The sequence below is a fragment of the Plantimonas leprariae genome (genome assembly GCF_008802405.1).
Classification (GTDB): Bacteria; Pseudomonadota; Alphaproteobacteria; order Rhizobiales; family Rhizobiaceae; genus Plantimonas; species Plantimonas leprariae.
Genome location: NZ_VZDO01000010.1, coordinates 41,387 through 66,623 on the forward strand (window position 1 = coordinate 41,387; position 25,237 = coordinate 66,623).

Genomic DNA, 25,237 nt, shown 5'->3' on the forward strand with positions numbered 1-25,237 from the left:
GATATGTCCTGCGGTCGGCATCGTGCCGTCACGGCGGCTAATTGAGGCCGGGGCCGCAAGCGTCCAGCGGTCCGCACGGCTTTTTGCTTGGGCCCCGAAGCGGCGGGGCGAGATGTCGCTACGCGGCGAGCCGGCGCTGCTCCTCGACCGCCTGGCGGCCATGCCCGACCCGGCCGTGTACGAGGTCGTGGATGAAGCCGAGCTTCGCCACTACGGCCGGCGACAGGACGAACGGGTAGAGGTCCTGGTGCCCCATGGCGCGGTTGAACGAGTTCAGCGCGCCCGACAGCGCCAGCCACGCCTCGACGATCCGCTCGATCGTCGTCGCGTCGTCGTAGACCCGGAAGTCGAGGTCGGTGGTCAGAACCCCTTCCCGGTCGAGCCGCGGATGGATGGCGAGGCCGTAGGCGCCGCCGACCTCGATCGTGTCGACGATGTGGAGGTAGTGCGCCCAGGTCTCGGCGAAGTCCTCCCACGGATGCGCGCCCGCATAGGACGAGACGTATTCGCTCTGCCAGTCCGGCTTCGGCCCGGCGGCGTAGTGGTCCTGCAGCGCCTGGCCGTAATCCGCCCTGTCGTCGCCGAAGACGGCGCGGCACTCGTCCAGCGCCCCGCCGTCGCGCACGAGGAGGTCCCAGTACCAGTGGCCGATCTCGTGGCGGAAATGGCCGAGCAGCGTGCGGTAGGGCTCGCCCATCGCGTGCCGGCGCTCCTCGCGCACCGCGTCGTCGGCCTCAGCCAGCGCGATGGTGACGAGACCGTTGTCGTGGCCGGTCATCACCTTCTGCCCGTCCAGGTCGCTGAGGAACTGGAAGCCGAGCCCCTCCGGATGCTCGTTCCTCGTCACCAGCGGCAGCTTCAGCCGCAGCAGCGCGTAAAACAGCTGCTGCTTGGCTAGTTCCATCTTCTGCCAGAGGAGGACGTTCGCGGGCTCCGACAGGTCCGGGATCACCAGATTGAAGCGCGAGGCGAGCGAAAGCGTCTCCGGGCTCTCAAAGGGCAAGAGCCAGTTGCAGACGCCGTAGCGGTAGTTGTCGCAGTATTTCCAGCCCTCGCCGGCCGCGCCGCGCCCGACCGCCGTCCAGAAGCCGGTCTCGCGGTTCGGCTCCAGCGCCAGCATGCGGTTCGAGTCCGGCTCGTAGCCGAGCGCGTGCTTGCAGCGCTCGCAGACGACGTTCGAGAAGAACACCACCTGTTCGCAGGCGGGGCAGGAGAAGAGCTTCATCGCGGAACCTTGAGCAGCGCGGCGGACGGGAAACGGCGGCGCGCGAGGCACGGCCGGGCAGGCGCGGACGGTGCGTAAATGGCTGGGGCCGGAGCCGGTTCCCATCCCGCTCCGCTCACTGAGCGGTCTTTTCGCAGATGCGAAGCGATCGAGGCCGAGGCGCTTGGCGACCCCGCGCGGGGTGCCTATGGTCATGCGTCGCCGCAGCCGTTCCGCAAGGCCCCGATGTCGATCCTCGCCGCCCTCCACCACGTCACGCATTACCGCTACGACCGGCCCGTCCGGCTGGGGCCGCAGGTGGTGCGGCTGCGCCCCGCGCCGCATTCGAGGACGCGCGTGCCGTCCTATTCGCTGAAGGTGCGGCCCGAGAAGCACTTCGTGAACTGGCAGCAGGACCCGTTCGGCAACTGGCTGGCCCGCTTCGTCTTTCCCAAACCGACCCGCGAGTTCCGCGTCGAGGTCGACCTTCTCGCCGACATGACGGTCTACAATCCGTTCGACTTCTTCGTGGAGGAATCGGCCGAACGCTGGCCGTTCGCCTACGACGAGGCGTTGGCAAGCGACCTCGCGGCGTACCGTGAGCCGGCCGAGCCCGCGGGTCCGCGGCTTGCGGCCTTCCTCGCCACCGTCGACCGGACCCCGACACCGGTGGTGGACTTCCTCGTCGGGCTGAACCGGCGCTTCGCCGACGAGGTCCGCTACCTGATCCGCATGGAGCCCGGCGTCCAGACGCCGGAGGAGACTTTGGAACGAGCGTCGGGCTCCTGCCGCGACACGTCGTGGCTCCTCGTCGAGGCGCTGCGGCACCTGGGGGTCGCGGCGCGCTTCGTCTCCGGCTACCTGATCCAGCTCAAACCCGATCTCGTCGCGCTCGATGGGCCGGCGGGGACGGTGCACGACTTCACCGACCTCCACGCCTGGGCCGAGGCCTACATCCCCGGCGCCGGCTGGGTCGGGCTCGACCCGACTTCCGGCCTCCTCACCGGCGAGAGCCACGTGCCGCTCGCCGCGACGCCGCACTACCGCTCCGCCGCCCCGATCACCGGCGCGGTGGACTATGCCGAGACCGAGTTCCACTTCGACATGAGCGTCGTGCGCGTCGCCGAGCGCCCGCGCGTCTCCTATCCGTTCTCGGAGGAAAGCTGGCAGGCGCTCGACGCGCTCGGCCGGAAGGTCGACGCGGACCTCGCCGCCATGGACGTCCGCCTCACCACCGGCGGCGAGCCGACCTTCGTCTCGATCGACGACTTCGAGGCGCCCGAATGGAACGCCGAGGCCGTCGGGCCGGCAAAGCGCCCGCTCGCCGACGACCTCCTCCGCCGGTTGGCGAAGCGCTTCGGCCCAAGCGGCTTCCTGCATCACGGGCAGGGCAAGTGGTATCCGGGCGAGACGCTGCCGCGCTGGACCTTCTCGCTGTACTGGCGGCGCGACGGCCTGCCGGTCTGGCGCGATCCGGAGCGGATCGGCCGCGAGGATTCCGCCGCCGAGCCGGGCGTCGCGGATGCCGAAACCCTCGTGAAGCGCGTGGCGGAACGGCTCGGGCTCGACCCCGGCAACGCCGCACCCGCCTTCGAGGACGCCTCCTACTGGATCGCCCGCGAGGCGCAACTGCCGGGGAACGTCGAGGCGAGCGATCCGAAGCTTACTGATAAGGAGGAGCGCGCCCGCCTCGCCCGCGTCTTCGACCGCCGCCTCGACCGGCCGGTCGGCTGGGTGCTGCCGCTGGCGGCCGAGGCGAAGGATGGCGAGGTTCCCTGGCGGTCGGAGCGCTGGCGCGTCCGCCGCAGCGCCCTGTTCCTCGCGCCCGGCGACTCGGCGATGGGCTACCGCCTGCCGCTGTCCTCGCTTTACCATCTGCCGCCGGAGGACTTTCCCTTCCTCCACCCGGCCGACCCGACGCGGGACCTGCCGCCGCTCCCGGACGCCATGCGCCAGTCGCTCGGCACCATGGCGCAGTCGCTGGCGACAGGCGGCGGCGAGCAGCGCATGGACGCGGAAGCGCCGCCGGCGAAACGCGAACCCGTCCCGGAGATCGAGGGGACGGTGCGCACCGCCTTCGCCGTCGAGCCGCGCGACGGCCGGCTCTGCGTGTTCATGCCGCCGCTGGAGGCGGTGGAGAGCTATCTGGCCCTCCTCGCCGCGGTCGAGGACGCCGCGGCCGGCATCGATCTGCCGTTGCTGATCGAGGGCTACGCGCCGCCGGCCGACCCGCGCCTGAACGTCATCCGCGTCGCGCCGGACCCCGGCGTCATCGAGGTGAACGTCCACCCGGCCGCGTCCTGGGACGAGGCGGTGGCGATCACCACCGCCGTCTACGAGGACGCGCGGGCCTCGCGGCTGCGGGCCGACAAGTTCATGCTCGACGGCCGGCATGTCGGGACGGGCGGCGGCAACCACGTCGTTCTGGGCGGGGCGACGCCGCTCGACTCGCCGTTCCTCCGCCGCCCCGACCTCCTGAAGTCGTTGGTGCTGACCTGGCAGCGGCACCCCTCGCTCTCCTACCTGTTCTCCGGCCTGTTCATCGGCCCGACGAGCCAGGCGCCGCGCATCGACGAGGCCCGGCACGACGCGCTCTACGAGCTGGAGATCGCCCTGGCGCAGGTGCCCTCGCCGGCCGACTCCGACGCCGTGCCGCCCTGGCTGGTGGACCGGCTGTTCCGCAACCTCCTCGTCGACGTCACCGGCAACACGCACCGCTCCGAGATCTGCATCGACAAGCTCTATTCGCCGGACGGGCCGACCGGCCGGCTCGGCCTCGTCGAATTCCGCGGCTTCGAGATGCCGCCGGACGCGCGGATGAGCCTCGCGCAGCAGCTCCTGATCCGCGCCCTGGTGGCCATGCTCTGGAAGACGCCGGCGGACGGCGGCTTCGCGCGCTGGGGGACGGCGCTCGCCGACCGCTTCATGCTGCCGGAATTCCTCTGGGCGGACTTCGAGACCGTCCTCGCCGAGCTCGCCCGCGCCGGCTATCCGCTCCGGCCCGAATGGTTCGAGGCCCAGCGCGAGTTCCGCTTCCCCTTCTGCGGCAAGGTCGAATACGAGGGCGTCTCGCTGGAACTCCGGCAGGCGCTGGAGCCCTGGCACGTCATGGGCGAAACGGGGGCGATCGGCGGCACCGTGCGCTTCGTCGATTCCTCCGTCGAGCGCCTGCAGGTCAAGCTCGCGAACTTCGATCCGGCCCGCCACGTCGTCACCTGCAACGGCCGCGAGGTGCCGCTCACCGCGACCGGCCGCGTCGGCGAGGCGGTGGCGGGGGTGCGCTTCAAGGCTTGGGGACCGGCGACCGGGCTCCATCCGACGCTGCCCGTCCACGCACCGCTGACCTTCGACATCCACGACCGCTGGTCGCGCCGCTCGCTCGGCGGCTGCCGCTACCATGCCGCCCATCCCGGCGGGCGAAACTACGAGACGCGTCCCGTCAACGCCTACGAGGCCGAAGCCCGCCGCCTCGCGCGGTTTGAGGCGATCGGCCACACGCCCGGCGCATACGAGCCGGCGCGGGAGGCGCCGCATCCGCTCTTCCCGATGACGCTGGATCTCCGCCGTCCGCCGCCGCCGACCGGCTGAGGGATGTTTCGAATTCGTTCACCATCCGGGCGGACAGCCCGGCAACGCAAGGGAACCTTGGCGATTGCGGCCTAAGGTTGCGCCCGCCAACGCCAGTCGGACGGCCAGATGCGAATCGACGTCAGCACGCTCTATCTCCTGATCGTGGGAACGACGTTCGTCGGCGCCTGCCTGACGCTCTGGCAGCGCCGGACCATGGCCGCCCACCAGCGCGAGATGGGTTTCTGGGCGGCCGGCTACGGGCTCGTCGGTCTCGGCTGTCTGCTCCGGATGTTCGACGGCGGCGTCGCGAGCTTCGTGTCGATCGGCCTGTCGAATGTCGCCCTCCTCCTCGGCTACGCCGCGATCACCGCGGGTGCGATGCTCTTCGGCGGCCGGCGGATCGCCCCGTCCTTCGTCGTCGCGGTGGCCGCCTTCGCGCTCGGCTGGCTGGTCTGGGGTCAGTACGCCCCGGTTGAAACGCGCATCGTCGTGACCGGGCTCGCGCTCGCGGGGCTCAGCTTCCAGGCGGCCAGCGCGCTCGGCGAGCGGCACGAGCCGGTCTCGCTCGCCTCGCGCCGCCTGGTGCGCGCGATGTTCGCGGCGCACGGCGCGTTCTTCCTCCTGCGCATCGGCGTGACGCTGTCCGGCATCGAAGGCGAGGTCCTGTTCAGCGGCGCGAACTTCGCCGCGACGATGATCGAGGGCGTGCTCTGGTCGGCCTTCGCACCCGCCGCGCTGCTGATGATGGCGCGCGAGGCGACGGAGCGGCGGCTGGTGGCGGCGTCCGAGACCGACTTCCTCACCGGCGTCGACAACCGTCGCGCCTTCACCGCCAAGGCGACGCTGCTCCTCGCCGAGCAGCCGCTCGCCGCGCTGGTCGTCTTCGACCTCGACCATTTCAAGACGATCAACGACCGGCACGGCCATGGCGTGGGCGACGAGGTGCTTCGAACCTTCTGTCGCGTCGTTGCGAAGGAACTGTCGATCGGCGACGTCTTCGGCCGGCTCGGCGGCGAGGAGTTCGCCGCGGTCTTCGCGGGCTGCGGCGCGGAGGACGCCCGCCGCCTCGCGGCCGCGGTCTCGAAACTCTACACGACCGAAGTGGCGCTGCACTTCACGCTGTCGCTTGGCGCGACCGCCAGCGCCGGGGTCGCCGCCAACCGGCCGGGCGCCGACCTCGCCCGGCTCCTCGGCGAAGCGGACGGCGCGCTCTACCGGGCGAAGCGCGCCGGCCGCGATCAGGTGGTGATCGCGGAAGCGCCGCCCATCGTCGCGGCTTCGGCCCCGCTCGCGACGCGCGCCGCCTGAGGCGCGTCCTCCGCGACCAGCACGAGCGTCGCCAGCGGCGGCAGCGTCAGCGACACCGAGAACGGCCGGCCGTGCGCGCCGACCGCCTCGGCCTGGCGGCCCCCCATGTTGCCGACGTTGGAGCCGGCGTAGATCTCGGCGTCCGTGTTCATCCGCTCGACCCAGAAGGCGTCGTAGGGTACGCCGACCCGGTAGTTCTCGCGCACCACCGGCGTGAAGTTGCAGACCACCAGCGCCGCGCGGCCCTCGCCGTCCTTGCGCAGGAACGCGAGCACGCTCTCCCCTGCGTTCTCGGTGTCGACCCATTCGAAGCCGGCGGGGTCGCAGTCGAGCCGGTGCAACGCCGGCACCTCGCGGTAGAGCGTGTTGAGGTCGCGGATCAGCCGCTGCACGCCCTTGTGCTCGGGGTATTCGAGGAGGTGCCAATCCAGCGACTGGTCGTGGTTCCATTCCGCCGACTGCCCGAACTCGCCGCCCATGAACAGGAGCTTCTTGCCGGGATGCGCCCACATGAAGCCGTAGTAGCAGCGAAGGTTCGCGAACCGCTGCCACTGGTCGCCGGGCATCTTTCCGAGGATCGAGCCCTTGCCGTAGACCACCTCGTCGTGGCTGAGCGGCAGGATGAAGTTCTCCGAATAGGCGTAGACCATTCCGAAGGTCATGTGGTGGAAGTGGTAGCGCCGGTTGACCGGGTCCTCCTGCATGAAATGCAGCGTGTCGTGCATCCAGCCCATGTTCCACTTGAAGTGGAAGCCGAGGCCTCCCGCATAGGTCGGACGCGAGACGTTCGGGAAGGCGGTCGACTCCTCCGCATGGGTCGAGGCGGCGGGATAGAGGCCGCCGACGCGCTCGTTGGTCTCCTTCAGGAAGGCGATGGCTTCGAGGTTCTCGCGCCCGCCGAAGACGTTCGGCTCCCACTCGCCGTGCTTTCGCGAATAGTCGAGGTAGAGCATCGAGGCGACGGCATCGACGCGCAGAGCGTCGATGTGGAAGCGGTCGATCCAGTAGAGGGCGTTGGAGAACAGGAAGTTGCGGATCTCCGTCCGCCCGTAGTCGTAGATCAGCGTGTTCCAGTCCTGGTGGAAGCCGCGCCGCGGGTCCGGATGCTCGTAGAGCGCGGTGCCGTCGAAGCGCGCGAGGCCGTGGATGTCGGTCGGGAAGTGCCCCGGCACCCAGTCGACGATGACGCCGATGCCCGCCTGATGCAGCGCGTCGACGAGGCGCGCGAAGGCTTCCGGGCTGCCGTAGCGGGACGAGGGCGCGAAGAGGCCGATCGGCTGGTAGCCCCAGGAGCCGTAGAACGGGTGCTCGGAAACGGGCAGGAACTCGACATGCGTGAAGCCCATCTCCTGCACGTAAGGCACGAGCTGGCCGGCGATCTGGTCGTAGTCGAGGACCGCGTTCCAGTCGCCGCGCCGCCAGGAGCCGAGATGCACCTCGTAGATCGAGATCGGCTTGCCCGCGTCCTGCCAGTCCTGGCCTTGCGCGCGGAACTCCCCGTCCCGCCAGTCATGCTCGACGAGGCCCGTGACGATCGAGGCGGTGGACGGCGCCTGCTCGTGCAGGAAGCCGACCGGGTCCTGCTTCGTCGGCTGCATGTCGCCGCGGATGCCGATGACCTCGAACTTGTAGACCTCGCCCTTGCCGATGCCGGGAATGAAGATTTCCCACGAGCCGCAGTCGTGGCGGAAGCGCATGACGTGCCGCCGCCCGTCCCAGCCGTTGAAGTGGCCGATCACCGAGACGCGCTGCGCATCCGGCGCCAGCACCACGAAACGCACGCCCTGGACGCCCTCCATCTCGAAGGGATGCGCACCGAAGGCCTCGTAGAGGCGGTTGTGCGTGCCCTGCGCCAGATAGAAGGCGTCGAGCTCGCCGAGGATCGGGCCGAAGCGGTAGCTGTCCTCCTCCTCCCAGTCGGTGCCCTTGTGGTGGAAGCGGAAGCGGTAGGGCTGGCCGGCTCCAAGGCCCGGCACGAAGCCGGAATGCAGGCCGTCGTAGCCGAGCGCCTCCAGCCGCGCCAGCACCTTGCCGCCGGCGTCGATCACCTCCGCCCATTCCGCGCCGGGGCGATAGGCGCGCACGATCATGCCGCCCTCCGCCGCGTGCGGGCCCAGCACCGAGAACGGGTCGTAGTGCCGCCCGTGCTCCAGCGCCCAGGCCGCGCCTTCGCCCGGATGGTGGTGGATCGCCGTTTCAGTCTGGCTCATGCGAGGACCTGCCGTTTTTCGAGAAGCGCGGTGATGCCGCGAAGGGGGATCGACAGCCATGCCGGGCGCATCGCGGCCTCGTAGCGAAGCTCGTAGAGCGCCTTCTGCAGCGTGAAGAGGTCGAGGAGCCGGCCGTTCGCCTCGTCGGCAAGGTCGATGCCGGACGCAGCCTGCCAGGCTTCGAGGAACGCCGCGCTCGTCCGGTCGCGCCAGTCGGTCGCGGCTGCCCGGAAGCGCACCGCCTCCTCGCCGCCGATCCGGTCGAGCGCCGCGAAGGCGGCGTAGTCGAAGGAGCGCAGCATGCCGGCGACGTCGCGAAGGGCTGAGAACTTCGCCCGCCGCTCCTCCAGCGAGGCGCCCGGCTCGCCCTCGAAATCGAGGATGGTGACGTCGCCCGCCGCCGAGACCAGCACCTGGCCGAGATGGTAGTCGCCGTGGATGCGCGTGGCGAAGCTCGCCACCTTCATGTCGCGGAAGGAGTCGAAGAACGCGCCGATCCGGGCCTTGGCGTCGATGAGACGGTCGACATCGGCGCGATCGGCTTCCGCCAGATTCGGACGGACGCGCTCCAGCACCGCCAGCGCCTCCTCGGTCTCGTGGCGCGCGCCGGCGACGAAGCCGTCGAGACGCGCCGCGTCGATCGGCTCCGGCTCGAAGGCCGGATCGCCGGTGCGGGTGGCAAGGCCCGCATGCATCTCGCCGGTGCGCCGCCCGAGCACGGGACCGGCGTCGAAACGGTTCGCCGGCGTTTCGCCGTGGAGTTCGAGCACGAGCTCGTCCAGCACCACCGCCCAGGCGTCGCCGCGGTTCTCGACCCGCTCGAACAGCGCCGCCACCGCGGCTTCCGTGCCGTCGCCGCGACGCAGCACCGCCGAACCGAGGAGGGCCGGCGCGGCGCGAAACTGCGTCCTCTCGGTCAGGAAGCGCGTCACCTCGAGTTCCGGCTGGATGCCGTCGCGCAGCCGTCGGTAGAGCTTCAGGATCGCCACCGGACCCACCAGAATGGATGTGTTCGACTGCTCGCCGCTGATCGGGCGGATATGCTCCGGCGCGATCTCGCGCGCCGCCGCCGCCAGATCCTTCGCGGCTTCGGAAACCTCGACGCGCAACGCCGCCCCGCCGTCCAGCGGCAGGTCGCGCGTTTCCGTCAGGAGCGCGACGAAGGCCGCGACCAGCGCCCCGTCGCGCGCACCGTCGACGGCCCCGCCCGCGACGCGATGACTCGGATCGGCCGCCGTCCCGCCGCTCGACAGCGGCAGGAAATAGCTCTGCCGGCCGTCCACCGTGTCGAGCCGGCTTTCCGCCAGCACGTAGTCCGGATGGCCCGGCAACGTGCCGAGCACGGTCGTGCCGGCGCCGTTCGACGCGCCGGACTTCGCCGCGAACCAGCGCTGCTGGGCGACGAAGGCGGCGACGTCGGCATCGGCGAAGGAAGCGGAGGCGTCCGCGGGCGACTGGTCGTGCGGCAGGGAACCGGGCTGGCTCATCGGTGAACTCGCTGGCGGTATCGAGGGGAGAAACGCGGGACGCCGCGCCTCAGGGAGTGATTCGGAATACGGCGTAGGGCCGTTCGGCCGGGTTCAGCCACCAGTGCTGGATCTTGCCGCGCCATTCGAAGCGCTCGCCGCTCGCCAGCGCCTCGACCTGGACGGTGGCGTTGTCGGGAAGCCCGAGTTCCCAGAGCGGCACCTCGAAGTTCCCCCCTTGCGCATCGAACGGGTCGAGCGAGACGATGAACAGGAGGTAGCTCGACCGGTCCGGCGTCCGCTTGGCGTAATAGAGGACGTTGTCGTTCCAGAAGTTGAAGAAGGCGAGATCGGTGAAGCTCTTCAGCGCCGGTTCCGTGTTGCGGATGCGGTTGAAGAAGGCGATGTCGTCGCGGATGTTGCCGGGCCGCTTCCAGTCGAAGGCGCGGATCTCGTACTTCTCGGAGTTGAGGTACTCCTCCTTGCCCGGCACCGGCTTGTACTCGCAAAGCTCGAAGCCGGAATAGACGCCGTAGTTGCCCCCGAGCGTCGCGGCGAGCGCCAGGCGGATGCGGAAGCCCGGCCGCCCGCTCGTCTGCAGGAACAAGGGGTTGATGTCCGGCGTGTTGACGAAGAAGTTCGGCCGCATGAAATCGGCGCATTCCTCCGTCGTCAGCTCGCGCAGGTACTGCTCCAGCTCCCACTTGGCGTTGCGCCAGGTGAAGTACGAGTAGGACTGGTTGTAGCCGACCTTTGCGAGGCGCTTCATCAGCTTCGGCCGGGTGAAGGCCTCGGCGAGGAAGATCGCGCCGGGATCGACCTGCCGCACCTCCGCGATCAGCCATTCCCAGAACGGGAAAGGTTTCGTGTGCGGGTTGTCGACGCGGAAGATGCGCACCCCCTTGTCGATCCAGAACAGGACGATGTCGCGCAAGGCGGTCCAGATCGACGGGATCGCGCCACGATAGAAGTGGACGTTGACGATATCCTCGTACTTCTTCGGCGGGTTCTCGGCGAACTTGATCGTGCCGTCCGGCCGCCAGTCGAACCATTCCGGGTGCTGCTTGATCCATGGATGGTCGGGCGAGCACTGGATGGCGAAGTCGATCGCCATCTCCATTCCATGGTCCTTCGCCGCCTTCACGAGGTGGGCGAAGTCCTCGAAGGTTCCGAGTTCCTGGTGGATCGCGTCGTGGCCGCCCTCGGCCGAGCCGATCGCGTAAGGCGAGCCCGGGTCGTCGGCCGCGGGGGTGAGCGTATTGTTCTTCCCCTTCCGGTTGGTCTTGCCGATCGGGTGGATCGGCAGGAGATAGAGGACGTCGAAGCCCATCTCCTTGATGTCGGGCAGCCGCTTCTCGACGTCGGCGAAGGTGCCGTGCCGGGCAGGATCGCCCGACTGCGAGCGTGGGAACAGCTCGTACCAGGCCGAGAAGGCGGCGCGCTCGCGGTCGACCCAGACCGGCACGTCGACATGGTAGCGGCTGAGATTGGTCCGGACCCCCGTCCGGTAGAGGAGGTTCACCGTGTCGGTCGCGGTGAGAAGGGCGTACTGCCCGTCCTTGTCGCCGCCCTTCGCCAGGTCCTCCAGCCGGCGCAGCAGCGCCGTCGTGTCCTCGACGTCCTTGTCCGAGCCGCGGCCGGACGAGAGCGCCGCTTCCACCAGCTCGCGACCCTCGACCAGTTCCAGCGAGATGTCGATGCCGGCCTCGCGCTTCTTGCCCGCCTCGTAGCGCCAGTAGGCGTTGAGGTCGCGCCAGGCGATGATGGTGAACTGCGCCGGGCCGTTCTCGGCGAACGAGATCGTCGCTCGCCAGCGGTCGTTCTCGACGAAGCTCATCGGCGCCTCGCTCCAGGCCGCCTCGCCGACCTCGCGGTAAAGCACCGAGCAGTCGATCTTGTCGTGCCCGTCGGCGAAGACGTCGGCCTCGACGATCAAAGGTTCGCCGGCGAAGCGTTTCACCGCGAAGCGGCCGCCGTCGATCTCGGGCGCGACGCCCTCGATCACGACGCGGTTCTCGGCGAGCGTCATCAGGCGGGCGTCGTGCGCCGGCTCCGAGACCGGTCCCATCACCTGCGTCGCGGCCTTCGCCGTCGCCTGCTTCGTCTTCTCGATCACGTTGGACACAAGCACCTCGCCGTTGTTCGCCTGTCGAACGCCTCCCGGTGGAAGGCGGGTCCTCACGGTTTCGTCTCGGGCAATGCCGGAGCGCCGAGAGGGTTGCGGCCGCGGCCCGGAAAAGCGTCAGCCTTCGCCGCCGAGAACCCGCGCCCGCTGCTCGCCGAGCCGCGTGCCGCCGAGCGCCAGCCGGTCGCCGCCTTTCAGGTACTGCGGCGGCTTCATCCCCGCGCCGACGCCGGGCGGCGTGCCGGTGGTGATCACGTCGCCGGGTTGCAGCGCCATGAAGTCGGAGATGTACGAGACGAGCTTCGCCACGCCGAAGATCATGTCGCGGGTCGAGCCGGTCTGCCGCCGCTCGCCGTTGTGGTCGAGCCAGAGGTCGAGCGCCTGCACGTCGCCGATCTCGTCCGCCGTCACCAGCCAGGGTCCGAGGGGGCCGAAGGTCGGGGCGCTCTTGCCCTTGGTCCACTGCCCGCCGCGGTTCTTCTGCCATTCGCGCTCGGACACGTCGTTGCAGAGCGCGAAGCCCGCGACGAAATCGAGCGCCTCGCCTTCGGAGACGTTCAGCGCCCGCTCGCCGATGACGATCGCGAGTTCCACCTCCCAATCGACCGCGGTGGCGCCCTTCGGGATGCCGATGTCGTCGTGCGGCCCGTTCAGCGAGGAGATCGCCTTGTTGAAGATCAGCGGCTCCGTCGGCACGTCCGAGCCGGTTTCGGCGGCGTGCTCGGCATAGTTCCGCCCGATCGCGAGGAAGTTGGTGATGCCGGCGACCGGAACGCCGAGGCGGTGCGAGGGATCGGCCTTCGGCAGGCTCTTCGGGTCGAGGGCGCGGATGCGCGCCAAGCCGGCACGGGACAGGTGCTCGCCGCGAAGATCGTCGATCTCGCCCGACAGGTCGCGGAGCACGTTGTCCTTGTCGATCAGGCCGGGCTTCTCTTGCCCCCGCTCGCCGAACCGCACCAGCCGCATCGTTTGGCCCCCAAGAAAGGCCGGCCGAAGCCGGCGTCGGCCCTGCACATAGGCGGACGCCGGGGAATGTCGCGGCGCAGCAACCGTTTTTACTGCTCCACCCCCTCCTCGCCGTCCTGCGGCGGCGCGAAGGGAGCGTCGGCCCGGGGCGGCAGCGGGTGTTCGACGAAGCCCTGCCGGTCGTGGACGCGGCGGCCGAGCGCGTAGGTCGCGACTACCGCGCGGTCGTCGCCCATCGTCATCAGCGCGAACAGCTCCTCCGCGAGCGTCTCCACACGCTCCATCCGCCGCCGCATCGCCGGCGTCGCACCGGTGTCGAGCACCACCAGATCGGCCTCCATGCCGGGCCGCAGAAGGCCGATCCGCGCTTCCATCCCCATCGCCTCGGCATTGCCGGCGGTCATCAGGTGGAACGCCTCGAAGGCGGTGAGCCGTTGCCCGTTCAGCGCCAGCACCTTGTATGCCTCCGCCGCAGTGCGCAGCATCGAATAGCTGGTGCCGCCGCCGATATCGGTGGCGAGCCCGACCCGGATCCCCGCCGCTCGGGTGGCGGCGAGATCGAACAGGCCCGAGCCGAGAAAGAGGTTCGAGGTCGGGCAGAAGATCGCCGAAGCGCCCGCTCTTCCGAGCGCCTCGCGCTCGCGCTCGGAGAGGTGGATGCAGTGGCCGAACAGCGCGCGCGGCCGCACCAGTCCGAAGCGCTCGTAGACGCTCGTGTAGTCCGCCGCCCAGGGAAACAGCTCGGCGACGAAGGCGATCTCCTGATGGTTTTCCGACAGATGCGTCTGGATCGCGAGCCCGGGATGCTCGGCGGCGAGCAGCCCCGTCGCGGTCAGTTGCGCGTCGGTCGAGGTCGGGGCGAAGCGCGGCGTGATCGCGATCTCCAGCCGGCCGCGCCCGTGCCAGCGCCCGATCAGCGCCGTGGTCTCCTCGTAGCCGCGCTCCGGCGTGTCGAGCAGGCGCGGCGGCGCGTTGCGGTCCATCATCACCTTGCCGGCGAGCATCCGCAGCGACCGGCGCTCGCATTCGGCGAGGAACGCGTCGACGCTGACCGGGTGCGAGGTGCAGTAGACCGCGGCCGTGGTGGTGCCGTTCCTGAGCAACTCGTCGACCAGGAAACGCGCGGCCGCCTCCGCCACGTCCGGGTCGCCGTAGCGCGATTCTTCGGGGAACGTGTACTTCGCCAGCCACTCCATCAGCTCGGTGCCGAACGAGCCGACCACCTGCGTCTGCGGCATGTGGAGATGCGGATCGACGAAGCCCGGCATCACGATGTGCCGGTGGTGGTCGCAGACCCTCGCGCCTGGCGGCAGCGTCGGCAGGAGTTCGGCGGCGTCGCCGACCGCGGCGACGAGGCCCTCGGCATCGACCAGCACGACGCCCTGCTCGTGCACCGTCGGCGCGTCGCCCGGCCCGCCGTCGAAGGAGACGATCCGGCCCCGGACGGCGAGGCGGATCTCGGCGCTCGCGCTCACGAGCCCCCTCCCCGTCCGTCGCCGCTCGCCAGCCACGCTGCCAGCACTTCGCGCTCGGCCGGCTCGAGCCCGGTGACGTTGCCGGGCGGCATGGCATGGCTCCGGACCGCCTGCCGCTCGATCAGCGAGGCATTCCTGACGATGTCGCCTGCGGTTTCGAGATAGACGTGCTTCGGCGCGATGCCGACGCCCGGCCAGAGCGGCTGCCGCGCATGGCACATCGAGCAGCGCGACTGGACGATCCCCTCCGCCTCGTCGAAATGCGCCGAACTCGCGAGCGCCAGTTCCGGGTCCTTGGTCCAGCGCTCGGCGGCTTCCGGCGGCGGTGCTGGCGTCCGCCAGCCGGGCGCGCCCGATAGCGCCATCACGAGGACGAACAGCGCCCCCGCCGCCCACCAGCACCACCAGAGCTGTTTGCCGGTCTTGTGCATCGTGTTGAAGTAATGCCGAATCACGGCGCCGATGAGGAGGACGAGGCCGGCGATCGCCCAGTTCCATGTCGTCGCGAAGGCCAGCGGGTAATGGCCGGACAGCATCAGGAAGACGACGGGCAGCGTCAGGTAGTTGTTGTGGAGCGAGCGCTGCTTGGCTTCCGCCCCGAGCCGCGCCTCCGGCGTCCGCCCCGCTTGCAGGTCCGCCACCACGATCTTCTGGTTCGGGATGATGGTGAAGAAGACGTTGGCGGTCATGATCGTCGCGATCATCGCGCCCGTGTGCAGCATCGCGCCGCGCCCCGAGAACACCTGGCTGAACAGGAAGCTCGCCAGCACCACGTAGACGAAGAGCACCGCGAGAAGCGCCGTGTCGTTCCGGCGCAGCGGCGACTTGCAGAGCCGGTCGTAGACGAGCCAGCCGAGCGCGATGCCGCCGATGCCGATGGCGCTCGCCTCGAAGGGCGAGAGGTTCGCCCGCTCCGGGTCGATCAGGAACAGCTCCGCCCCGAGATAGTAGACGAGGAACAGGAGGAACGCGCCCGACAACCACGTCGAGTACGACTCCCATTTGAACCAGGTCAGGTCCTCCGGCATGCCGGCCGGCGCGACCATGTACTTTTGCACGTGGTAGAAGCCGCCGCCATGCACCTGCCACGCCTCGCCGCCGACGCCCGCCGGGAGTTCGCGGGGCCGCCGGAGCCCGAGGTCGAGGGCGATGAAGTAGAAGGACGAGCCGATCCAGGCGATGGCGGTGACGACATGCGTCCAGCGCACCGCGAAGCTCAGCCAGTCGTAGAAGTAGGTCCACATGGGATGCCTTGCCGTTCCTCTGGCCAAGGACGAGCGACAGGCGACCGCGCGGCACAGGCCGGCGGTCCGTTGGATCTCGTCAGATCGAACGCCTTTCGTCGAAAGACGGGCATCCGGTCCATTGCGGTTCTTCGTCGTAGCGCCCCGACATCGTCGCATGCCGAGGCGCAGACCCGAGGCTCGCGCTGGCTGGCCGCCGGCGCGAGCCGTTCCAGCTAGCTGCGGACCCCTTCCACGTACCAGTCCATCTTCAGGAGATCCCCGTCCGGAATCACCGTCTCGGCCGCGATCTTGTCCTTGCCGGACTGGTCCTTGATCGGGCCGGTGAACACCTTGTACGAGCCGTCCACCGTGCCGTCGACGATCTTCTGCGCGGCGGCCTTCACGTCGTCGGGCATCTTCGGGTTCCACGGCGCCATCTCGACGAAGTCCTCCTTCATCCCGCCCCAGACGTCGCCGGGCTTCCAGGTGCCGTCGAGCAGCGCCTGCACCGACGCGACGTAATGCGGCCCCCAATGGTCGACGATCGCCGTCATGTGCGCGTTCGGCGCGAACTTCGACATGTCCCAGGCCTGCCCGAAGGCGATCGCGCCTCGGCTCTCGGCAGCCTGCAGCGGCCCCGGCGAATCCGTATGCTGGGTGATGACGTCCGCACCTTGGTCCATCAGCGCCTTCGCGGCGTCCGACTCCTTCGCCGGGTCGTACCACGAGTTCACCCAGACGACGCTGGTCTGGAAGTCCGGCTTCACCTTACGCGCCGCCAGCGTGAAGGCGTTGATGCCCATCACCACTTCCGGGATCGGGAAGGAGGCGACGTAGCCGCCTTTGCCGGACTTCGACATCATGCCGGCGATGGTGCCGAGCACGGCGCGCCCCTCGTAGAAGCGCGAGTTGTAGATGCCGAGATTCTTGCCCGTCTTGAAGCCGGTGGCGTGCTCGAAGGCGACCTTCGGGAACGCCCTCGCCACCTTCACGGTCGGCTCCATGAAGCCGAAGGAGGTGGCGAAGACGATGTCGTTGCCGTCCTGCGCGAGCTTGCGGATGACGCGCTCGGCGTCCGGTCCCTCCGAGACGCTCTCGACATAGGTGGTCTCGACCTTGTCGCCGAGCTTCTCGGCCAGGAACTTGCGGCCCTGGTCGTGGGCGAAGGAATAGCCGAAGTCGCCGACCGGCCCGACATAGACGAAGGCGGCCTTGACCTTGTCCTTCTTCGCGGCGAGCGCCATGCCCGGCAGGACGGTGGTGAGGCCGAGCGCTGCGCCGGACTGGAGCAGGCGGCGGCGGCTGAACTGGATCATGCGGGATTCTCCTTGGGAGGGTTGGGCGGGGTTCAGGCGTTCGCCCGAAAGGGTTTGCCGAGGCAGGCCGGCGCGGCGGCGGCGGTGCGGCCCCGGCCGGCGGAGATGAGGGCAAGGACGAGGATCGTCGCCAGATACGGCAGCGCCGAGAGGAACTCCGGCGCGAAGAAGCTCCAGCCGGCCGCCTTCGCCTGCAGTTCCAGCGTGATCACGAGGCCGAAGAGATAGGCGCCGAACAGCAGCCGCCCCGGCTTCCACGCGGCGAAGACGACGAGCGCGATGGCGATCCAGCCGCGCCCCGCCGTCAGCCGCTCGGCCCACATCGGCGTCAGCACCAGCGAGTAGCAGGAGCCGGCGAGCCCGGCCATCGCGCCGCCGAAGAGGACGGCGAGGGTGCGGACGCGCAGCACCGGATAGCCGATGGAATGGGCGGCGGCGTCGCCCTCGCCGACCGCGCGCAGGATCAGCCCGGCGCGCGAGGCTTTGAGGAACCACCAGACGGCGACGGTGAGCGCGATCCCCGCATAGACCAGCGGCGAATGGCCGAAGACGACCCGGAGGATCGGATCGGCCGCGAGGCTCGGCGGAAACAGCGGCGGCAAGGTCTCGGTGGTGATGCCGACGAAGGGCGCGCCCGCCAGCGCCGAGACGCCGGTGCCGAAGATCGCGAGCGCGAGGCCCGTCGCGACCTGGTTCGCGGCGAGATGGAGGACGAGGACGGCGAAGATCATCGAGGCCGCGGCGGCCGCCAGCATCGCGGCGAGGACGCCGGCGTAAGGGTGGCCGGTCGAGACCGCGACGGCGAAGCCCGTCACCGCGCCGATCAGCATCATGCCCTCGACGCCGAGATTGAGGACGCCCGACTTCTCAGCCACCAGTTCGCCGAGCGCGGCGAGGAGGATCGGCGTCGCGCTGGCGGCGACCGTCATGATCACGGAGACGAGGAACACGGCGTTCACGCCGCGGCCTCGCGCTTCGCGACGGCGGGTGCGACGGACACGGGTTTCGGCCGGTCTGTCGCGATCCGGTAGCGCACCAGGATGTCGACGCCGAGCAGCATGAACAGCATCGTCGCCTGGAACACGCCGATCGCCGCCGCCGGCAGGCCGATCGTGGTCTGGGCCGACTCGCCGCCGACATAGGTCAGCGCCAGGACGAGGCTGGCGAGGAGGATGCCGAGCGGATGCAGCCGGCCGAGGAAGGCGACGATGATCGCGGTGTAGCCGTAGCCGGTCGGAAAGGCCGGCACCATCTGCCCGAACGGCCCGGCCGCTTCCAGGACGCCGGCGAGCCCGGCGAAGCCGCCGCCGGCGAGAAGCGTGCCCCAGACCACCCGGTTCTCGCGAAAGCCGCCATAGCGTGCGGCGTTGGGAGCCAGACCCACGACGCGCACCCCGAAGCCGGCGACGGTGCGGGCGAGCACGAACCAGACCAGGAGCGCGGCGAGCGCCGCGATCGGAATGCCGATATGGATCAGCGTGTCCGGCACCGCCATGGGCAGGATCTGCCACTCGGTGAACAGCGCCGTCTGCGGGAAGTTGAAGCCTTCCGGGTCCTTCCAGGGCCCGCGCATCAGGTAGTAGAGGAGTTGGATCGCGACGTAGTTCAGCATCAGGCTGGACAGGATCTCGCTGACGCCGAGCGCGGTGCGGAGCAGCGCCGGCACCAGCGCCCAGAGCATGCCGCCGCCGATGCCGCAGAGGATCATCGCCGGCAGGATCCAGCTTCCCTCGCCTCCCATCGTCGCGAGCGCCACCGCCGTGCCGCCGAGCCCGCCGAGGACGTACTGCCCTTCCGCGCCGATGTTCCAGACGTTCGCCCGGAAGCCGATCGAGAGGCCGGTGGCGATCAGCGCCAAGGGCGCGGCCTTCACCAGAATGTCCTGCCAGCGGTAGCTGTCGAACAGCGGCAGGACGAAGATTTCCCGGATCGCGCCGAACCCGTCGTAGCCGAGAAGCGTGAAGGCGACGGCGCCGAGGAGGAGCGTCAGGACGACCGCCAGCACCGGCGCGCCGAGGCTCATCGCGCGGCTCGGTTCGAGGCGCTTCTCCAGCCGCATCGCCATCCTCACGCGGCTCCCAGCACGTGCGGCACGGAGGGAACCGGCACGGCCTCGCCGGGACCGGCGCCGTGGACGCCGCCCATCAGGAGGCCGATCTCCTCGATCGAGGCGCCCCGCACGTCCACCGCCCGCGACAGGCGGCCCTCGTTGAGGACTGAGATGCGGTCGGCGAGTTCGAGGAGTTCGTCGAGGTCCTGGGATACGATCACGATCGCCGCGCCGCGAGCGGCAAGGTCGATCATCGCCTGCCGGATGAAGCCGGCCGCGCCCGCATCGACCCCCCAGGTCGGCTGCGACACGACGAGGACGCTCGGGGCCTGCTCGATCTCGCGGCCCATGATGAACTTCTGCAGGTTGCCGCCGCTGAGGCTGCCGCCCAGCGCCTGCGGCCCGGTCGCTTTCACCGAGAAGCGCCCGATCACCTCGGCCGCGAAGCGCCGCGCGGCGCCGGACCTGACGATGCCGCCCGCCGCCAGCCCCTTGCGCCCGCGCGCCGACAGGACGGCGTTCTCGGCGAGCGTCATCGCCGGCACGGCGGCATGGCCGTTCCGCTCCTCCGGCACGACGCACAGCCCGCGCCGGCGGCGCTCGGCGACGGAGAGCCGGCCGATGTCCTCGCCGTCGATCGCGATCCGACCGCTCGTCCCGACGCGCTCGCCGGAGAGCGCGGCGACGAGTTCGTTCTGCCCGTTGCCCGCGACGCCCGCGATGCCGAGGATCTCGCCGGCGCGCACCCGGAAGCCGATGTCGCGGAGGCTCGTGCCGAAGGGCGGCTCGCCGGGAACGACGAGTTCCGAGACGGCGAAGCGGTCCGCGCCCGAGGCGCCGGCGCGCTTGTTCGACAGGTCCTTCAACGAGCCGCCGATCATCAGCTCGGCCATCCGCCGCGGCGTCTCGGCGGCCGGGTCGCAGGTGCCGACGACGCGCCCGCCGCGCAGGATCGTCGCGGCCGAGCAGAGCGCTTTGATCTCGCCGAGCTTGTGGGAGATGTAGAGGATCGAGCAGCCCTCCCGCGCGAGCTGCCGGAGCGTCTCGAACAGCTTCTCGACCTCCTGCGGCGTCAGCACCGAGGTCGGCTCGTCCATGACGAGAAGCTTCGGGCGTCCGAGCAGCGCGCGCAGGATCTCGATGCGCTGGCGCTCGCCGACCGAGAGCGTATGGACGAGGCGGTACGGATCGAGCGCGAGGCCGTAGGTCTCCAGCACGGCGCGCACCTCGCGCTCCAGCTCGCGCCGTGGCGGCGGGTGGTCGAGGCCGAGCGCGACGTTCTCCAGCACCGTCATCGCCTCGAACAGCGAGAAGTGCTGGAACACCATGCCGATCCCGAGGCGGCGCGCCTCGCGCGGCGAGCGAAGCGCGACCGGCTCGCCCTCCCAGCGGATTTCGCCCTCGTCGGCGCGCTGCACGCCGTAGATGACCTTCACCAGCGTCGACTTGCCGGCGCCGTTCTCGCCGATCAGCGCGTGGATCTCGCCCGGCCCCACCGCGAACGACACGGCATCGTTGGCCACCACTCCGGGGAAGCGTTTCGTGATGCCGGAAAGCTGGAGGCGAGGCGCCATGCGGATGGAAATCAGCCGGTTCGTCGGACGCCGTCACTATGGCACCCCGGATCGGCTCCTGCCAAGCGATCGGGCAGCGATTCCTGTTGGTTGGAAAGCAGGCAGACCGCGACCTCGGCGGCGGTGAGGGCGGCGATCACCGCCGGGCGCTTGTCGCGCAAGCCCGAGCCGCCGACCGGCAGCGTCAGGCCGGCGACCAGCGCCTCCTCGCCGGTCTCCGCGAGCGCGCGCCGGAAGGTCTCGCGCTTCGTCGCCGAGCCGATCATCCCGACATAGGACGCGTCGCCCCGGCGCAGCGCCGCGGCGGCGAGGAGGAAGTCGAGCGGGTGGTCGTGGGTCATGACGAGGAAGGCGCTTCGCGGCGGGGCGCTCGCGACCGCGGCTTCCGGGATCGCCAGCCCCAGCCGCTCGACGCCGGGCGGCAGGCCTTCCAGCGCCTCCGGCCGGGAATCGACGACGCGGAGGCGGATCGGCAGCGGGCTGAGGGCTTCCGCGACGGCGCGCCCGGTGTGCCCGGCCCCGAACAGGAGGGCGACCGGCAGGCTCGCCCGCTCCCTCGCCTCCTGTTCCTCCTCCTCCGCGAGCGCGGCTTCGGTCACGGCTCGGAGGTGCAGCGTCACGTGCCCGCCGCAGCACTGGCCGATGCGGGGGCCGAGCGGCACGGCGAGCCTCGCCTCGCGTTCACCGCCGGCGATCAGCGCCCGCGCCGCCTCGATGCCGTGCCATTCCAGCCGTCCGCCGCCGACCGTGCCTTGTACGGCATTCGCCGTCACCAGCATCGCCGCGCCTTCCTCGCGCGGCGTCGAGCCGAGCGCCTGGCCCACACGCACGATCGCGGCGGGAGTGCCGGAAAGGAGGCAGTCGCGCATAAAGGTAGAAAGCGATTTCAAGCTTCGCCCCGCACATGTTCGACGGCGGCGAGCACGCGCTCCGGGGTCGCGGGCGCGTCGAGGTCGGGGAACCGCTTGCCGTCGCCGGCAGCACATACCGCATCCGTCAGGGCCGAGAACACCGAGATCGCCAGCATGAAGGGCGGCTCGCCGACCGCCTTGGAACGATAGACCGTTTCCGACCGGTTCTCGCCCTTCGCCCAGAGCGCCAGGCGGAAATCGTCCGGCCGGTCGTTCGCGGTCGGGATCTTGTAGGTCGAGGGGGCGTGGGTGCGCAGCCGCCCGGCTCTGTCCCACCAGAGCTCTTCCGTCGTCAGCCAGCCCATGCCCTGCACGAAGCCGCCCTCGATCTGGCCGCGGTCGATCGCCGGGTTCAGCGAGCGCCCGACATCGTGGAGGATGTCGACGCGCAACACCCGGTTCTCGCCGGTCAGCGTGTCGATCACCACTTCCGAGCAGGCCGCGCCATAGGCGAAGTAGTAGAACGGCCGGCCCGAGGCCGAGGGCCGGTCGTAGGTGATGTCCGGCGTCGCGTAGAAGCCGGTGGAAGACAGCGGCACCCTTGCCAGATAGGCTTCGCCGACGAGGTCCTCGAAGCGCTTCTCCACGCGCCCGATCCGCACCCGGTTCGGCAGGAACTCGATCTCCGCCGCCGGCACGCCATAGCGCTCCGAAGCGTAGGCGACGAGCCGCTCCTTGATCGCGCGGGCGGCAAGCAGCGCCGCCATGCCGTTGAGATCGGAGCCGGACGAGGCCGCGGTCGCCGAGGTGTTCGGCACCTTGCCCGTCGTCGTCGCGGTGATCTTCACGTTGTCGACGTCGATGCGGAACTCCTCCGCCACGACCTGCGCCACCTTGGTGAACAGCCCCTGCCCCATCTCGGTGCCGCCGTGGTTCAGCATCACCGAGCCGTCCTTGTAGACGTGGACGAGCGCGCCGGCCTGGTTGAGGTGCGTCGTGGTGAAGGAGATGCCGAACTTCACCGGCGTCAGCGCTAAGCCCTTCTTCAGGATCGGATTGCCCGCGTTGAACTCCCGCACCGCCTCGCGCCGCCGGCGGTAGTCGGAACTCTCCTCCAGTTCCTCGACGATCTCGGCGATCACCGAGTCCGTCACCTCCATGCCGTAGGGCGTCACCCCACCTCCCTCGGCCGGGTAGAAGTTGCGCTTGCGGACGTCCAGCGGGTCGAGGCCGAGCTCGAATGCGATCCGGTCCATCGCGCGCTCGGTGCCGAGCATGCCCTGCGGGCCTCCGAAGCCGCGGAAGGCGGTGTTCGAGACGGTGTGCGTCTTCAGCCGCCGCGAGCGGATGCGCGCGGCCCGGAGGTCGTAGGCGTTGTCGGCGTGGAACATCGCCCGGTCGGCGATCGCGCCGGAAAGGTCGCAGCTATAGCCGCAGCGGATGAAATGCCGGATGTCGGCCCCGAGGATGCGCCCTTCCGCATCGGTGCCGAACGCGTAGTCGACCAGAGCCTCGTGCCGCTTGCCGGTCATCTCCATGTCGTCGTCGCGGTCGAGCCGGCATTTCGCCGGCCGGCCCGTCGCTTGGGCCACCAGCGCGCAGACGCTCGCGAACAGCGCCGGCTGCGATTCCTTGCCGCCGAAGCCGCCGCCCATCCGCCGCATCTCGACCGTCACCTGGTTGTCGGCGAGCCCGAGCGCCTTCGCGACGTTGTGCTGCACTTCCGACGGGTGCTGGGTGGAGGAGCGCACCAGCATATCGCCGTCCTCCCCCGGGATCGCCACGGCGATCTGGCCTTCGAGGTAGAAATGGTCCTGCCCGCCGATCTCGATCTGCCCGGCGATCCGGTGCGGTGCGCCGGCCAGCGCGCCATCGGCATCGCCGAGCCGCATCTCGTATGGGTCCATCAGGTCGCGGCCGGCCTCGTCCGCGTGGGCGATGGCCTCCTCAATGGTGATCGCGGCCGGCAGGTCCGCGTATTCGACCCGCACCAGCTTCGCCGCCTCGCGCGCCGCATCCAGCGTTTCCGCCGCGACCACGAAGAGCGGCTGGCCGACATATTGCACCACCCCGTCGGCGAAGATCGGGTCGTCGCCGAAGACCGGCGAATAGTCGTTCTTTCCCGGGATATCGGCTGCCGCCAGCACCGCGACGACGCCCGGCGCATCGCGCACCTTATCCAGATCCAAGTCGACAAGCCGCGCATGCGCCTTTGTCGACATGGCGAGATAGACCTGCAGCGTGCCCGGCAGTTCCGGCTCGTCGTCGGTGTAGCGCGCCGCGCCGGTGACGTGCTTCTCGGCGCTGTCGTGGCGAAGCTCGGCGGAAACCCCGCCGCGGATCCGCTTCTCGTGGCGTGGCCGCTTGCCCTTCAGCGCAGCGGGGTCGACCGTCTCCGCGACGCCCCGGTCCTGGATGCGGGTCTCGCCGCCGACCGTCTCCTCCATCACGCGACCTCCAGGACGCGCGTCGCCTCGCCGCCCTCGTCTTCGATCTGGAAGCGGCGGATGAGGTTGCCCGCCGCCTTCAGCCGGTACCCGGCCCCGGCGCGCATGTCGGAGAGCGGCGCGAAATCTTGCGACAAGGCTTCCGCCGCGTCCTGCGCCGCCGCCGCATCGAACCGCCGGCCCGTCAGCGTGGCTTCCGCCGCGCTCGCCCGTTTCGGCGTGCCCGCCATGCCGCCGAAGGCGATCCGCGCTTCCGCCACCGCGTCGCCGTCGAAGGTCAGGCGCATCGCGGCCATCACCGCCGAGATGTCGGAATCGAAGCGCTTCGACAGCTTGTGGCAAAAGAAGCGCTGGTTGGCCCCGAGCACCGGCACCGCCACCGCGGCGACGAACTCGCCCTCCGCCCGGTCCTGCCGGCCGTATTCGATGAAGAAGTCCTCCAGCGCGACACGCCGGAGCTTCTCGCCCCGGCGCAGGAACAAGCCGCCGCCCAGCGCGATCAGCGCCGGCGCGAGGTCGCCGATCGGCGAGCCGTTGGCGATGTTGCCGCCGACCGTGCCGGCGTTCCGGATCTGGTGCCCGGCGAAGCGGCGCAGCAGTTCGCCGAGGCTCGGATGGATTTCGGCGAGTCGACCGGCGGCTTCGTCGTGCGTCACCGCCGCGCCGACGAACAGCGAGCCCGGCCCCTCCTCCATCAGCCTCAGATCCTCGACGCGGCTGACGTCGATGACGAGCGGCAGCCGGCGGTGCTGCTTCGTCACCCAGAGCCCGACGTCGGTCGCGCCGGCGACGAGGGTCGCATCCGGATGGGCGGCGTAGAGGTCGGCGAGCGCGTCGACGTCGCGGGGGCCGAACCAGCGGCTGCCGTCCGCGGCTTCGTGCTCGAACGTCCCCTCGCCGCGCAAGGCTTCCAGCCGCTCCGCCAGCGCCGCATCCGCTTGGGCGATATCGGGAACGGGCGTCTTCGCGGCTTCCAGCCCGGCCTCGACGATCGGCCCGTAGCCGGTGCAGCGGCAGAGGTTGCCGGCGACGAGGTCCTTCACCTCTTGCCGGCTACCGAGCGCGCCGTTCACCCAGCCGGAATAGAGCTGCATGACGAAGCCCGGCGTGCAGAAGCCGCACTGGCTCCCGTGGTGCTCCACCATCGCCGCCTGCACCGGGTGCAGGCCGCCGTTCGTCCCGAGATGCTCCACCGTCTCCAGCGCCCGGCCGTGCAGCGAGGGCAGGAACTGGATGCAGCTATTCACCGCCCGCCGCCGGATGCCGCCGACCCCGTCCGGTTCCGCGATCACTACCGTGCAGGCGCCGCAGTCGCCTTCCGCGCAGCCTTCCTTCGTGCCGGTAAGGCGCTCGGCGTTGCGCAGCCAGTCGAGAATGGTCGTGGTGGCCTTCGGCGCGAATGTTTCACGTGAAACATCGTTCAGCACGAAGCGGATTGGATCGCCCATG

16 protein-coding genes are annotated in these 25,237 nt (G+C 70.0%); 2 read left to right on the top strand and 14 right to left on the bottom strand.

Features of this window, described 5'->3' with window-relative positions; all coding sequences use genetic code 11:
- Positions 1–118 precede the first annotated feature (118 nt).
- Positions 119–1,225 (bottom strand): zinc-binding metallopeptidase family protein, encoded by a 1,107-nt coding sequence (locus F6X38_RS13055; RefSeq protein ID WP_150970271.1) that lies wholly within the window; start codon positions 1,223–1,225, stop codon positions 119–121.
- Positions 1,226–1,450: 225 nt separating this feature from the next.
- Between F6X38_RS13055 and F6X38_RS13060 the strand changes: the two genes are divergently transcribed.
- Together F6X38_RS13060 and F6X38_RS13065 are read left to right on the top strand one after the other, a co-directional pair.
- The gene (locus F6X38_RS13060; protein ID WP_150970272.1) at positions 1,451–4,792 is read left to right on the top strand and encodes a transglutaminase family protein; all 3,342 of its coding nucleotides are present in this window, start codon (positions 1,451–1,453) and stop codon (positions 4,790–4,792) included.
- Between the two features lie 108 nt (positions 4,793–4,900).
- Positions 4,901–6,082, top strand: a complete 1,182-nt coding sequence (locus F6X38_RS13065; RefSeq protein WP_150970273.1) for a GGDEF domain-containing protein — start codon at positions 4,901–4,903, stop codon at positions 6,080–6,082.
- Here F6X38_RS13065 and glgB read toward each other — a convergent pair.
- The 13 genes from glgB to xdhA all read right to left on the bottom strand — a co-directional run bounded on the left by glgB (position 6,013) and on the right by xdhA (position 25,236).
- The gene (gene glgB, locus F6X38_RS13070; protein ID WP_150970274.1) at positions 6,013–8,292 is read right to left on the bottom strand and encodes a 1,4-alpha-glucan branching protein GlgB; all 2,280 of its coding nucleotides are present in this window, start codon (positions 8,290–8,292) and stop codon (positions 6,013–6,015) included. The genes F6X38_RS13065 and glgB overlap by 70 nt on opposite strands.
- Positions 8,289–9,779: a phosphotransferase gene (locus F6X38_RS13075; RefSeq protein ID WP_150970275.1), complete on the bottom strand. Its 1,491-nt coding sequence runs from the start codon at positions 9,777–9,779 to the stop codon at positions 8,289–8,291. The genes glgB and F6X38_RS13075 overlap by 4 nt, the downstream gene beginning before the upstream one ends.
- A gap of 49 nt (positions 9,780–9,828) precedes the next feature.
- A complete protein-coding gene (locus F6X38_RS13080; protein WP_246191333.1) occupies positions 9,829–11,883 on the bottom strand; it encodes an alpha-1,4-glucan--maltose-1-phosphate maltosyltransferase in 2,055 nt (684 codons plus the stop codon).
- 117 nt (positions 11,884–12,000) lie between these two features.
- Positions 12,001–12,849, bottom strand: coding sequence for a fumarylacetoacetate hydrolase family protein (locus tag F6X38_RS13085; protein WP_150970276.1), 849 nt, complete (start codon positions 12,847–12,849; stop codon positions 12,001–12,003).
- An 89-nt stretch (positions 12,850–12,938) separates the two neighbouring features.
- The gene (gene guaD, locus F6X38_RS13090) at positions 12,939–14,324 is read right to left on the bottom strand and encodes a guanine deaminase (RefSeq protein WP_150970277.1); all 1,386 of its coding nucleotides are present in this window, start codon (positions 14,322–14,324) and stop codon (positions 12,939–12,941) included.
- The gene (locus tag F6X38_RS13095; protein WP_150970278.1) at positions 14,321–15,568 is read right to left on the bottom strand and encodes a urate hydroxylase PuuD; all 1,248 of its coding nucleotides are present in this window, start codon (positions 15,566–15,568) and stop codon (positions 14,321–14,323) included. Before F6X38_RS13095 ends, guaD begins: the two co-directional genes overlap by 4 nt.
- A 215-nt stretch (positions 15,569–15,783) precedes the next feature.
- Positions 15,784–16,866 carry a BMP family ABC transporter substrate-binding protein gene (locus F6X38_RS13100; protein WP_150970279.1) on the bottom strand — a complete coding sequence of 361 codons (1,083 nt, stop codon included), beginning with the start codon at positions 16,864–16,866 and terminating at the stop codon, positions 15,784–15,786.
- A 32-nt stretch (positions 16,867–16,898) separates the two neighbouring features.
- Positions 16,899–17,795, bottom strand: coding sequence for an ABC transporter permease (locus F6X38_RS13105; protein WP_150970499.1), 897 nt, complete (start codon positions 17,793–17,795; stop codon positions 16,899–16,901).
- Between the two features lie 26 nt (positions 17,796–17,821).
- Positions 17,822–18,931 carry an ABC transporter permease gene (locus tag F6X38_RS13110; RefSeq protein ID WP_150970280.1) on the bottom strand — a complete coding sequence of 370 codons (1,110 nt, stop codon included), beginning with the start codon at positions 18,929–18,931 and terminating at the stop codon, positions 17,822–17,824.
- 2 nt (positions 18,932–18,933) lie between these two features.
- Positions 18,934–20,490, bottom strand: a complete 1,557-nt coding sequence (locus F6X38_RS13115; RefSeq protein ID WP_150970281.1) for an ABC transporter ATP-binding protein — start codon at positions 20,488–20,490, stop codon at positions 18,934–18,936.
- Between the two features lie 11 nt (positions 20,491–20,501).
- A complete protein-coding gene (gene xdhC, locus F6X38_RS13120; protein ID WP_150970501.1) occupies positions 20,502–21,359 on the bottom strand; it encodes a xanthine dehydrogenase accessory protein XdhC in 858 nt (285 codons plus the stop codon).
- Positions 21,360–21,376: 17 nt separating this feature from the next.
- Entirely contained in the window at positions 21,377–23,788 is a 2,412-nt protein-coding gene (xdhB, locus tag F6X38_RS13125) for a xanthine dehydrogenase molybdopterin binding subunit (protein ID WP_150970282.1), read from the bottom strand.
- Entirely contained in the window at positions 23,788–25,236 is a 1,449-nt protein-coding gene (xdhA, locus tag F6X38_RS13130) for a xanthine dehydrogenase small subunit (RefSeq protein WP_150970283.1), read from the bottom strand. The genes xdhB and xdhA overlap by 1 nt, the downstream gene beginning before the upstream one ends.
- Position 25,237: the final 1 nt, after the last annotated feature.